At 45.1% G+C, this 11908-nt stretch carries 10 protein-coding genes; 1 reads left to right on the top strand and 9 read right to left on the bottom strand.

Features of this window, described 5'->3' with window-relative positions:
* The 9 genes from RMO27_RS10195 to RMO27_RS10235 all read right to left on the bottom strand — a co-directional run.
* A partial coding sequence (locus RMO27_RS10195) for a pyridoxal-phosphate dependent enzyme (RefSeq protein WP_309732006.1) occupies positions 1–571 on the bottom strand: 571 nt, incomplete at its 3' end.
* Positions 572–949: 378 nt separating this feature from the next.
* Complete coding sequence (gene trpA / locus RMO27_RS10200; protein WP_309732008.1) at positions 950–1762, bottom strand: tryptophan synthase subunit alpha; 813 nt, start codon at positions 1760–1762, stop codon at positions 950–952.
* Positions 1763–1945: 183 nt separating this feature from the next.
* Positions 1946–2776: an indole-3-glycerol phosphate synthase TrpC gene (trpC, locus tag RMO27_RS10205; RefSeq protein WP_309732010.1), complete on the bottom strand. Its 831-nt coding sequence runs from the start codon at positions 2774–2776 to the stop codon at positions 1946–1948.
* Between the two features lie 11 nt (positions 2777–2787).
* Positions 2788–5061 carry an anthranilate synthase gene (locus tag RMO27_RS10210; protein ID WP_309732011.1) on the bottom strand — a complete coding sequence of 758 codons (2274 nt, stop codon included), beginning with the start codon at positions 5059–5061 and terminating at the stop codon, positions 2788–2790.
* A 399-nt stretch (positions 5062–5460) separates the two neighbouring features.
* Positions 5461–6363 (bottom strand): AraC family transcriptional regulator, encoded by a 903-nt coding sequence (locus RMO27_RS10215; protein ID WP_309732013.1) that lies wholly within the window; start codon positions 6361–6363, stop codon positions 5461–5463.
* Positions 6364–7303: 940 nt separating this feature from the next.
* Positions 7304–8701 carry an HlyD family efflux transporter periplasmic adaptor subunit gene (locus RMO27_RS10220; protein ID WP_309732015.1) on the bottom strand — a complete coding sequence of 466 codons (1398 nt, stop codon included), beginning with the start codon at positions 8699–8701 and terminating at the stop codon, positions 7304–7306.
* A 240-nt stretch (positions 8702–8941) separates the two neighbouring features.
* Entirely contained in the window at positions 8942–9715 is a 774-nt protein-coding gene (locus RMO27_RS10225) for a DevA family ABC transporter ATP-binding protein (protein ID WP_309732017.1), read from the bottom strand.
* A gap of 8 nt (positions 9716–9723) precedes the next feature.
* Complete coding sequence (devC, locus tag RMO27_RS10230) at positions 9724–10953, bottom strand: ABC transporter permease DevC (protein ID WP_309732019.1); 1230 nt, start codon at positions 10951–10953, stop codon at positions 9724–9726.
* Positions 10934–11185, bottom strand: a complete 252-nt coding sequence (locus RMO27_RS10235; protein WP_309732021.1) for a hypothetical protein — start codon at positions 11183–11185, stop codon at positions 10934–10936. Before RMO27_RS10235 ends, devC begins: the two co-directional genes overlap by 20 nt.
* Positions 11186–11480: 295 nt before the next feature.
* On the opposite strand from RMO27_RS10235, the gene RMO27_RS10240 reads away from it, so the two are divergent.
* The coding region (locus RMO27_RS10240; protein ID WP_309732022.1) for a TetR/AcrR family transcriptional regulator at positions 11481–11908 on the top strand (428 nt) is incomplete at its 3' end.

Here is an 11908-nt window from a genome sequence, read left to right on the forward strand (position 1 = left end):
CAGAAGTGGCATCTTTGAGGGTACCAGTTCCCGACGACACTGGGCGCACTTGGGCCCCCATTAATTTCATCCGAAAGACATTCAAGGATTGACGTTGAATATCCTGAACTCCCATATAAATGATGAATTCTAAGCCAAATAAAGCACAAACTGTCGCTGTTGCTACTCCATGCTGTCCGGCTCCGGTTTCCGCGATAATCCGCCGTTTGCCCATCCGTTTGGCGAGGAGGGCTTGACCGAGGGCATTGTTAATTTTGTGGGCACCCGTGTGGTTTAAGTCTTCGCGCTTCAGATAAATTTGAGGGCCACTGCCATCCGGTTTGGTGTAATGTGCGGTTAAGCGTTCGGCCAAATACAAGGGCGTGGCACGACCGACATAATCCTTGAGTAAATGGTTTAACTCAGCCTGAAAGCTTGGCTCGTTGAGATATTGTTGGTGAACCCGATCTAACTCCTCCAAGGCAGGCATGAGGGTTTCCGGGACATATTGACCGCCAAATCGGCCAAACCGACCGAGCCTGTCGGGTTGCTGGACTTCGATAAACATTGGAGCGGGAGCTTTACTAATCATGAGTTTGTTGAAAGTAAATTATTGCGAATATATAACGTGAATTTGGGGATCGGGATTTCCATTGGCGATAGCATCTTGTAACTTCTGGTTTGGAGGAACATCCTTCTGCTATTGTGCCGATCGATATTAGAAAGCTAAATTAGACAGAAGTGTAAGCTGCAACCCTAATCTGCGCACCCAATCGATAAACTCCACACACAGATCGATTCCCATTGCGGAGCTAATGCGAAGCGCGCCCCGTTGCCCATCGATCGACCCTTGTGCAGGGGAGTTTGAGGGGCGGCACCCCGCCTCCTCAACGGGGGGTCTGGGGGAAGCCTCCCCCAGATCCGGGTTCTCTTAGCACCAGTAACTGATGACTAAGCACCAGTCCAAAATCTAATCAGCAAGAGCCGCTTGAAAAGCACCACACAAATCTTCGAGTGCCATCAACCCTTCCTCCGGCGTGCCACTAGCCAAAGCATTCACACAAGCACTGCCGACAATGATGGCATTAGCCCCCCATTCCTTCATTTGCGCTACTTGTTTGGGGTCAGAAATTCCAAACCCAATCCCGATCGGTTTATCAGTGACTTGGCGAATTTGTTGCACTAGGGGATAAACCTGTTGCGAAACTTGAGTCCGCATCCCCGTTACTCCGGTCACGCTGACAAGATAGATAAAGCCGCTCGAAGCAGTAGCGATTGCTTTAATTCGTTCCGGTGAACTAGTGGGAGCAACCAGTAATGTCAGTTCGATCCCGACTTTTGCCGCCGCGTCTAGTAGTAATTGGGATTCTTCTAAGGGTAGATCGGGCACGATTAAGCCCCGAACTCCGGCTGCGGCAATTTGGTCTAAAAAACGTTCGATCCCCCGACTTAAAATGGGATTGTAATAAGTAAACAAAATCAACGGTGCATTCAACTGGGGAGTCACAGCGGCGACCATCGCTAAAATGGAGTCAAACGTAATTCCGCGTTGTAAGGCGCGCGTGGCCGCAGCTTGAATGACTGGCCCATCTGCCAGTGGATCGGAGTAAGGAATCCCTAATTCGATCGCACTGGCTCCACACCGATCTAAAACCTTGAGGGCGCGCGCCGTCGTCTCTAGATCCGGGTCTCCTGCCATAATAAATGGAATTAAGCCACAGGAATTGAGGGAATTTTTCGTTAATTTTAACGATTCAAAACGATGAGAAACTGAGGCAGTCATAATTATTTAGTTCAATAGAAGATTATGGATCGCTCGATCGGATTATTGGTGGGGGAGGGCGGGTTTATGCAAGCTAATATCGATCTCACCGATTACCTACGGTAGGCTTTGCCAACGATATCGCACGAACCCGCCCTACCCGCCAGAAGATCTCAAATGTCTTCTATAGATAGCTTGGATTATTTAACCCTCGCCAGTCATTAAACTGTAGACAGCTCGTTCGACATCGGCTTGTTTCATCAAAGCTTCTCCCACCAAAACCGCATCTACACCCCATGAAGCTACTCGATCTAACTGCGATCGATCGCCCAGTCCCGACTCACTAATCGTAATAATCCCTCGGTCTTGGAGGAGATCGCGGCGGCTAGCTAATAAAGTTTCAGTTGTGGTTAAATCGACGGTAAAAGTTGCTAGATTGCGATTATTAATCCCAACTAAACGTAAAGAGGGTAATGACAACATGAGATCGAGTTCGGCTAAATTATGCACCTCTACTAAGGCTTCCATCCCTAACTCTTGAATTAAACAGAGCAGTTTGCCTAATTTTTCCACACTCAGCATCGCTGCAATTAATAACACGGCATCGGCACCTGCCAACCGCGCGAGATAAATTTGAATGGGATCGAGAATGAACTCTTTACATAACAGCGGCAGATCGACCGCTAGCCGAATCCGCTGTAAATTCTCAAAACTTCCTTGGAAAAAACGTGCATCGGTGAGGACAGATAGACAAGTTGCTCCAGCCCGCTGGTAAGCTTGAGCGATCGCCACTGGATCGAAATCTGTCCGAATAATCCCCCGACTGGGCGATGCTTTTTTTACTTCAGCAATTAAACTAGGCTGTTGGTTACTTTGCTGTAAAGCTTGCTGGAAATTATGGCCAGAACTAGCTTTTTTAGCTTGATTTTGGAGATCTTTAAGCTGATAATGCTGGTGTAATTGCACTACTTCATCCTGCTTATAGCGGAAGATCTCTTCAAGAAAATTAGGCGATCGAACAGATTTTAGCAACATTTTTGATTTCCTCAGCTTCTGGATAATTCTTGGAGATATTTAGAACTTGTTAAAGTTTTAACTTGCTTAAATCCAACCGGATTAGTATAAGCATTGACGACATTTTTAATAATGCCAAGACCGACATCTCCCATCAGTGTCATAATCGATTCAGGATGGAATTGAACTGCCACAATCGGTAAATTTCGATGTTCGATCGCCATGATCGTGCCATCTTCAGTAACTGCCGTGACTTGCAGTTGTGAGGGCAAACAATGGGGAATCGCATATAAAGAATGGTAACGACCCACATCAAAAGCAGCAGGTAAGCCTTTGAATAAAATTGACTCTGGAGCAGTAATCCGAATGCGAGCGGCTTTACCATGTTGAGGATAATCAAGAACGCCTAATTCTCCGCCGTAAGCTTCTACAATACTCTGTAATCCCAAGCACACACCGAAAATCGGAATTTGTCGTTTAACACAAGCTTGAATCGTGGCAGTTATCCCAAAATTGCTGGGTTTGCCTGGACCGGGCGACAATACCACTAAATCCGGCTGGATCTGGTCGAAAACTTGTTCGCTAAAACCATGCCGCAAGGTCGTGACTGTGACACCACACTGACGAAGATAATTAGCCAGGGTGTGAACGAAAGAATCTTCGTAATCAATTAACAGTACTCGCCGATGAGCGCGGCTAATGGCTGGATGATGTTCGACCACCGCGTGCCGATTTTTTAGGGCTGGATGATGTTCGACCACCGCGTGCCGATTTTTATTGGCGGATGAAATTCGAGCAGATTTGAGCGTTTGGAATGCTGCTGCCCCTTTTAATAAGGTTTCCGCTTCTTCTGCTGCGGGAATGGAATCATAGAGCAGTGTTGCGCCGACGCGAACTTGAGCGATCGAATCTTTTAACTCCACAGTTCGCAAGATTAACCCGGTATTCAAATCCCCTTTAAAGGTCAAATAACCAACAGCTCCGCCATACCACTGTCGCGCACTGCGTTCGTGCTGTTCGAGAAACTCCATCGCGGCTTTTTTGGGCGCGCCAGTGACGGTAACTGCCCATAAATGGGATAAAAAGGCATCAATGGCATCAAATTCAGGGCGTAATAATCCTTCAACGTGATCGACTGTGTGAATTAAATGGCTGTATAATTCAATCTGCCGACGACTCAGCACTTTGACAGAACCAGGCTGACAAATCCGCGATTTATCATTGCGATCGACATCAGTACACATGGTTAACTCGGATTCATCTTTGCGAGAATTGAGTAACTCTAAAATATTTGCGGCATCTTCGATCGAGTTGCTACCGCGACGAATCGTACCACTAATCGGACAGGTTTCGACTCGGCGATCTTCTACTCGGACGAACATTTCCGGCGAAGCACCGACGATATATTCTCCCCCTAAATTGAGGACAAAACTGAAGGGACTAGGATTGATTTGTTGTAAAGTTTCAAACAGAGCAGTGGGAGGAAGATCGTAACTCTCAAAAAAGCTCTGACTAGTAACTACCTCAAATAAATCCCCGCGCCGAAAATAATCTAAGGCTGTTTCTACTTTAGCTGCATATTCTCCTGGGGCATGGTCGGCGGTTTTGGTTAAGGCTAACTGTTGGCCTCGATAGTCGATAAATTCCCCGGTTCGTGGCAGGTTTCGATTGGTCTGTCCATCGATTTCAAAATCGTACCGTAGCTGAAAAGCCTGTTGTCGCTGATAATCGACGATCGTTAATTCATCGGGAAGATATAATACTAAATCCCGTGCATCGGTCGATCGAGGCAGATTTTTAGTCATTTTCTCGAATTGAAAGACTAAATCGTAACCAAATGCACCATACAACCCTAAATACGCATCTTCATTACTATGAAACGCAAATATTACTTCCCGAATTAAGCTAAAAACAGAAGGTTGTTGGCTGCGTTCTTCTTCGGTGAAGACCTGCGTGGTCGGACGGACAAATCCCGTAATCAGCTCAGAATCTCGGTCCTTAATCTCTAAAGCAGAGCATTTGGCCAGCCGATCGCTCAAATAAGCAATCAGGATTAGACCTCGCTGATTGAGAGCTTTAATGCTAAATGTATCTTCACGAGTGCTAATTTCGAGCGGGGGATTTACAAACCCAATTGCCCATTTTTTGTAGCGTCCGGGATATTCATAATTACTTGTCAATAGCCCGCCGCGTTGACTGTCGATCTGAGACAACACTTCCTTTGTAGCCAAATCTATTGAAATTTCTTTACTGGAGCGAGAAACGTGGATTTTGCCTTGAGTTATGTAGCAACTTGGATTAAACACGTATTAATTTCCTTAAAAAATAGTTTCGTTAGCTCTCAAACTTTTGGACGGTTTCCCATCTTTTTTTTAAAATCGATGGGATTGAAGCTTGAGTTAGATCGTCAACTGCTGAAGGATCTAAAATTATTGCTGAGACTTGGCTGGGAATGAGTAACTTTGCTAAAACTGAATATTTGGTGGATCGCTACTTCCGCTCCTGCCATCTAGGTAGTTACTTTGGAACAAGGCATAGCCAAAATCTAGCGCACATCTAATTATTAAATTATTTATCGCTGTCTTGCTTTAAGCGACAATTGATGCACTAACTAAATATATAAAGAAATGTAGTATCTGTCTTTCACATTTCCCCGAAAAAGTTGCAAATTATTGCGAAAATGCATAAGTTCTGAATTTTGACAACTATTTTGTATCCATTCGATACATTTTTGGGGTTCTACTTGTATGCTTACGAAAAACATTGGTAAAGTGGCTCTGACTTTCAAACCCAACTTGTGATGAGACTTCACCAATAGACAATTCTTGCTGACGCAGTAATTGTTTGGCTCGTTCGATCCGGCGGTAAATCACATATTGATATGCCGTCATGCCCGTAGACTGCTTAAACAAATTAGTAAAGTAGAAAGGACTCATCCCCACTACATTGGAAATATCCTTGAGCGACAAGTTCTCGGTGAAATGCTCGTTAATGTACGAGATCGCTTGTTGCAACTTCCCCTGAGACAAACCGTTAGCATCTCGGAGCGAATGGTTTTTCGCAGAATATTTGCGAATCAGGTGAATTGACAGGGCTGACACCAGATGCTCGACATAAAGACAACAGCATGATTCACCTAATCTAAGTTCTGAAATGAGCGCTTGGCAAAATTGGTAAATTAGCGGATCGGGCGTGGCAAAGCAGGGCAAGATTTCGATCGACTCCACACCTATAGATTCATAGGCAATTTGAGTCATCAGTTTTGGATCTAAACACAATAAGAAGAATTCCCATTCTCGATTCCAGCTATGCTTATTTTGGCTATTGGCTGGAAAGATCGTTAGATCCCCTTTGTTCGACTGTTGATGCAGCTTATGATTACCTGACCACCGCCCGATCTGGATTTGGTGGCTGTTATTAACAATAATTGAATGGTAAGGACTAGAGAAGTAAGGAGTTTCCCAAGTAGACTGGCAGTGATATTCAAGAAAAATCCCCGCCCAGTCGAGTTTTTGACTTGAGAATAAAGGTTTTTTGGGTAATAACTGTGAAAGATCGGAATCTCGATCTCCGGAAATGAGGCTAGGTTGTTCGATTTTTGATAGCATTTATACTTTATAGTTGTTTGCACTGCAAATTTAGATGGAATCGATCGGCAAACCTAATTTATTGAGCGATTTCAGAGATCGAGTCATCCTGAATCCTGTCCTCAAAACCTACTTACGATCTGAGCCAAAGTGTTGATTTAAAAAGATTTGGCAATTCAGTAATCACAGGTGTGTGAACCAAATTTAGCAACTAGCTGCTAAACGATCGCGCGAAAACTTCGCATTCTGATCGATGCAAGTTAGCAAACTTCCTAATGAAGACTTTAGGCAGCACGATCCCTTTGTCAATTTGATTGAAAGCAAGGTTTATTCGTTGGTATCTCCTACCGTTCGCTTTAACATCTACCTTAGCAGAGGGTAATCGACCGCATTTTTAGATCGATTCTTGACAGTGAATCTACACATTTTGAATTTCGATCCTTTGTTTTAACCAGGAATTGGACAAAATTCATGTCTGATTTGTGTCACTTATTTTTGTGAAAATTATATTACTTTTTAACTATATACTTTAGATACTTAACATACTACAGGCTAGATGTTATCTGTCAACGGTAACAGAAAGTAACAAAGTATACTGATTATTGAGGATGGTACAACTCTAAAAGCCAACGATAAATTAGATTACCATAAAAACCTAAGTAAGTAGAAGTATTCATTGTTACTTTAACGATTTTAATTTAAGCCATTATGAGTAAAAGCAGAGATCTTGTGGGTACATTGGATCTACCGTCAATGTTAGTACATTTAAACTAATGCAAGCGGTAAGTAGTCAAGAAATTAACGTTGGGATTGCAACAGGATACATTAAAAATTTGATTCTAAAAGATCGAATTATCTATACTTTTATTTAACATGTCGATTAGATCGATCGAAGTTAGCATTGTCAATCGATCTATAGAAACTTGCGATCAAATTTCAGATGTCGCTCACTATTTACGATTCATTTGAGGTTAATAACTGCTTGAATTTGTAAGTTAGTAAACTTAGCAGCCATTTGGCTAGATTGTGGATCTAAGATCGCATGGACTTCCACAACTCGATCGTCAATATTACTACTAGGATCGGCATTGATCGTATTTTGACGCTTGATTTGAATGCCAACTCGCTCGATCGTCCCTTGCAATTCACCAGGTAGAGAATTACTGGTGATTTTTACTTTCTGTCCGACTCGCACTTTATTAATATCATTTTGGTAGATTTCCATCACCCCATACATTTGACTAGTTTTGCCAAGATCCGCGATGCCATTAGTACTAACTACTTCCCCAGGACGGGCAAAAATTTCATAAATTTGACCATCTTGAGGTGACTTAATATAAGCTTGAGTAAGATTTGCTTCGGCTCGTTTGAGTGATGCGATCGCACTGTTGACCTCTGTTTCGGCGGACATTACGTCTACTGGACGTACTTCCGCAATTCTATTGAGGGTAAATTGACTTTCTTTGACCTGTTGTTGCGTCGATGTTTCGAGCTTTCGCAAATTAGCTCGTGCTTCAATGATTTGTTGTTGTCCCGATGTTTGAATCCGGCGTAAATTGGCTTGAGCTTCAGCTAGTTGTTGCTGACCTGAAGATTCAATCCGTTTTAAATTTGCTTGAGCCTGATTTACTTTCTGCTGACTTGTTTGTAAAGTTAACCGCTTAGTATCACCGCTAGAAGCAGACACCGCGCCCTGTCGATAGAGGGTGGCATAACGTTTATCCTCCGCTTGAGCATTAGCAAGTCCGGCTTGGGCTTCGGCAATGGCTCCGATTTGGGCTTCAGTTTGAGTTGCTGTTTCGGCTACGACTTTGGCAAGTGTCGCTTTCTGAGCTTCGATTTGAGTTACTGTTTCGGCTACGACCTTAGCAAGTGTCGCTTTCTGGGCTTCTATTCCCGTCCCTTGCTCGGCTTGCAACTTCGCGATGGTGGCTTTCTGAGCATTAATTTCGCCCTGCTTGGCTCCAGCTTTAACTTTGACCAGACTTGCTCGGGCAACGCTGACTTTGGCTTGAGCTTCATTTACTGCTGCTTGCAAGCGTCCTTGACTATCCAAAATTGCAATTAACTGCCCCGCCTTAACTGTCGCTCCTTCCTCCACCAATAATTTGTCGATTTTGACACCTTCGTTTGATGTGGGTGCAGATAGCTTGATGACTTCCCCTTTGGGTGCCAGTTTCCCCAAGGCGGTGACGGTTGTTGGTACCGATTTAGTTGCTGCGGCGATCGATTGTGCTTTTGCTGTTTGTTGTGCTGCTTGCTGTTGCTGCAGATAAATCCCGCCACCACCGACGGCGAGTAGCGCAATAGTTCCCAAAATTACAGGTGTTCGGTTGCCAGCACTCAGTTTGTCCAACATAATATTGTTCTCTGGATATTATTTACTTTGCGTTGCTACCCAGACTCAAAGTGGTTAAAACCACTCCTCGTGATGCAAAGTCCGCCTTCGCGGACTAATATGTCAGTCCGCGAAGGCGGACTTTGCATCATTAGCCGCGACTTCAGCAGGCATTTCTATAGGTAGTATTGAATTATTTACTTTGCTAACCTGCCGTTGGCGGAGCCTACGGTCGGTAATCGATGATTTGACGCTGTCAAATTAATCTGACTGCGGGGAGTGGGCAATTGCCGCCGACTCAGGTCGATCGCTTAAATGCCCATCCTCCATGTAGATAATTCGATCGGCAACATCTAAGATCCGGTTATCGTGTGTCACCATCAAGATGGTGCAGTCCTGTTCTTTTGCCAGTTTTTGCATCAGTTCCACCACGTCGCGCCCCGATTTCTTGTCTAGTGCGGCGGTGGGTTCATCGGCTAACACGATTTGAGGACGGCTGACTAGGGCACGCGCGATCGCCACTCGCTGTTTTTGGCCACCAGAAAGACCTGCTGCATAGTATTGAGTCCGTTCTCCTAAGCCCACCACTGCTAGCATTTCTACCGCTAAATCGCGCCGCTCCGAACGTGAATAAGTGCCGTGGACTTCTAGCCCCATCATCACGTTCTCTTGAGCCGTCAGGCTGGTATGGAGATTGTGTGCCTGAAAGATATAGCCACAAGAGCGACGGGCTTCTACGGCAACTGCTTTGGCCGCACCGACCAGTTCTGTCTCCAACATCCGCAAACTGCCAGATTGAGGCGATCGCAAGCCACCCATCAGCGATAATAACGTCGTTTTACCCGAACCAGAGGGGCCAGTCAAGATGATGATTTCTCCAGCATTAATGGCAAGATTGATGTCAAAAAGCACCTGTTTTTTGAGTTCGCCTTCGCCAAAAAAGTGGTCTAAGTTCTCAACTTGAATAATTGAAGATGGAGTAATTGAATGCTGAACAAATGTAGCATCGCGGGCAATTATCGAAACTGAATTCATATTGACTCCTAAAAATTATCGGCTGGATCGGCAGATTGCAGCCTGCGAGTTGTAACTGCACCCGACACCACACACATCACCACAGTTAATGAAAAGACCAGCACTAGTCGCTCCACGGTCATGAAAATTGGCAAAGCACCGAGGCTCTGAATCAGCGCGTATTGCCCTAATGCGAGTGCTAAACCAGGAATAAATCCCAGCGATGCCAGAATCAGCGATTGTTCCAGCACGATCGCCAGCAGATAGCGATCGCGATATCCCATCGCCTTAAACGTGGCATATTCGCTCATGTGCTCATTCACGTCAGTCGAGAGAATCTGAAAAACGATGACGATCCCCACGACAAATGACATGACCGTTCCGAAGGTGAACACAATCCCAATCGGGGTAGATTGCTGCCAGTAGGCTTGTTCGTCATCTACATATTGCTGTTTTGTGGAGGCGATCGTATCGGGCGGCAAGATCGCTTTAATCTGGGCGAGGACTAGATCGGGATCGACACCAGGCTTGACTTTGATTAATCCCAAGGTGATTTGTCCTGAGCTGCGTTCGGGGAAAAAGCGCAGAAAAGTTTCGGCACTGGTGATCAGTGTTCCATCCGTTGCAAACGAGGCACCGAGTGAAAACAGTCCGGTGACTTCGATCGTCCGACGTTGAACTTCCGTTTTCACAGACTGTCCGGTGGCAACTTTGGCAACGACATCTGCGTATGTGCCTCGGCTCAATCGATCGAACAAAAAAGTATCGGGCTGCTTGAGCCGATCGAGATTTTGATTGATTTCGTCAAAGGTAAACGCAGGTCGATCGAGACTTTGCCCTACTAGTGTGAGTTGAGTTTTGCGCAGAGTCTGAGGATTTTTCCAAACGATCGTCGATACATACAGCGGTTCGGCAGATTGCACGCCAGGGATATCTTTAATTTGATAGAGCCGACGGCGGGGGAGTGTATTCGCCAGATTTAAGTCCCGGTACTGAGTACTGCCAATGATGATGTCTGCATCCATACCGCGATTGAGCATGGTATTGCTATCAAACAAGGCTGCTTGAATGCCGAGTTGAGCAAACATCAACAGATCGGCAAAGGCAATACCAGCTACTGCTACCATCAGCCGCGATTTACTTTTCTTAAGTTGCAGCCAGCCTAACGGAGTTCGATCTGCTAATGCCTGCCAAATACTATTCGGGGAAGGGCGAACAGTGGGCGCATCAGGTGGCGATTTAGTTAATATCAATGTCATCGATCCCTCCTGTGACCTGTGAATTTGTCAGTCCAGCAACCTTTCGAGCAGAACTAGTCTGGGCAATCTGCACTTTTTTGTTAGTTGTTAAAGGTTTGGTGGGTTGGGTGGCAGGAATGTGCAACCGCCAGAGTGAATCAGCAGATCCACCCCAAAACACCACTGCACCCACAACTAAATGCCTAAATGGGAGTTGCTTGCTAATAATTTTGACTTTCTGACTGTGTATCATGCTGAACTTTCTGATTTGAGGAAGGGGATCGATATCAACTAAACGTATGTTTTAATATAGAAGTATGAGCAATCGGCTGTTAAATGGCTGTTTGAACCCCTGAAGGCTTGGTAGAATATCGTATTTTACTGATTAAGCTACGTTTCTGGCTAAATAGCGTTAATTCAAACGTACGTTTGATACAATTAAAGCAGATATTTTAGGAAATGGCAAGGTGCGAATCTGAAATCGCCCTGAAGCTGGATTCAGTTGGGGATTGGCAAATTCTCAATTACAATTGACAGAACTAGAACCAATGCAGAAAATTGTGGGTACTACAATAATCGACACCAAAGAACAAATCATTAGTGTTGCCAAACGGCTCTTTGCCGAGCGAGGCTTTGCTGGCACTACATTACGAAATGTGATCGGTGAGGCAGATGTCAACTTGGCGGCGGTTCACTATCACTTCGGTTCAAAGGAAGAGCTATTTCGAGCCGTGGTTGAGCGGTTTGCTCGTCCGATCGTCGAGCAAGAATTGGCAATGCTCAAACAACTCCAGGCGGGGGGGCGAGTGCCATCGGTAGAAGAAATCTTGACCGCATTACTCAAACCCTGTCTAGAGTTTTTGGCTCAAGACAAAGAGTTCTTGCTCGTCCACACTCAATTTATGGGTCGTTGTTGGGCAGAACCCGAACCGCTCAAGAGTATCGTGGAGGGGGAATTTGCGGCATCAATGGAGGC

Source organism: Chamaesiphon sp. OTE_75_metabat_556 (assembly GCF_031378165.1).
GTDB lineage: Bacteria > Cyanobacteriota > Cyanobacteriia > Cyanobacteriales > Chamaesiphonaceae > Chamaesiphon.

Bases quoted from the DNA above. Each gene is read 5' to 3' on its own strand.
- trpA (WP_309732008.1), bottom strand. From the start codon at position 1,762: ATGACTGCCTCAGTTTCTCATCGTTTTGAATCGTTAAAATTAACGAAA.
- trpC (WP_309732010.1), bottom strand. From the start codon at position 2,776: ATGTTGCTAAAATCTGTTCGATCGCCTAATTTTCTTGAAGAGATCTTC.
- RMO27_RS10215 (WP_309732013.1), bottom strand. From the start codon at position 6,363: ATGCTATCAAAAATCGAACAACCTAGCCTCATTTCCGGAGATCGAGAT.
- RMO27_RS10220 (WP_309732015.1), bottom strand. From the start codon at position 8,701: ATGTTGGACAAACTGAGTGCTGGCAACCGAACACCTGTAATTTTGGGA.
- devC (WP_309732019.1), bottom strand. From the start codon at position 10,953: ATGACATTGATATTAACTAAATCGCCACCTGATGCGCCCACTGTTCGC.
- RMO27_RS10235 (WP_309732021.1), bottom strand. From the start codon at position 11,185: ATGATACACAGTCAGAAAGTCAAAATTATTAGCAAGCAACTCCCATTT.
- RMO27_RS10225 (WP_309732017.1), bottom strand. From the start codon at position 9,715: ATGAATTCAGTTTCGATAATTGCCCGCGATGCTACATTTGTTCAGCAT.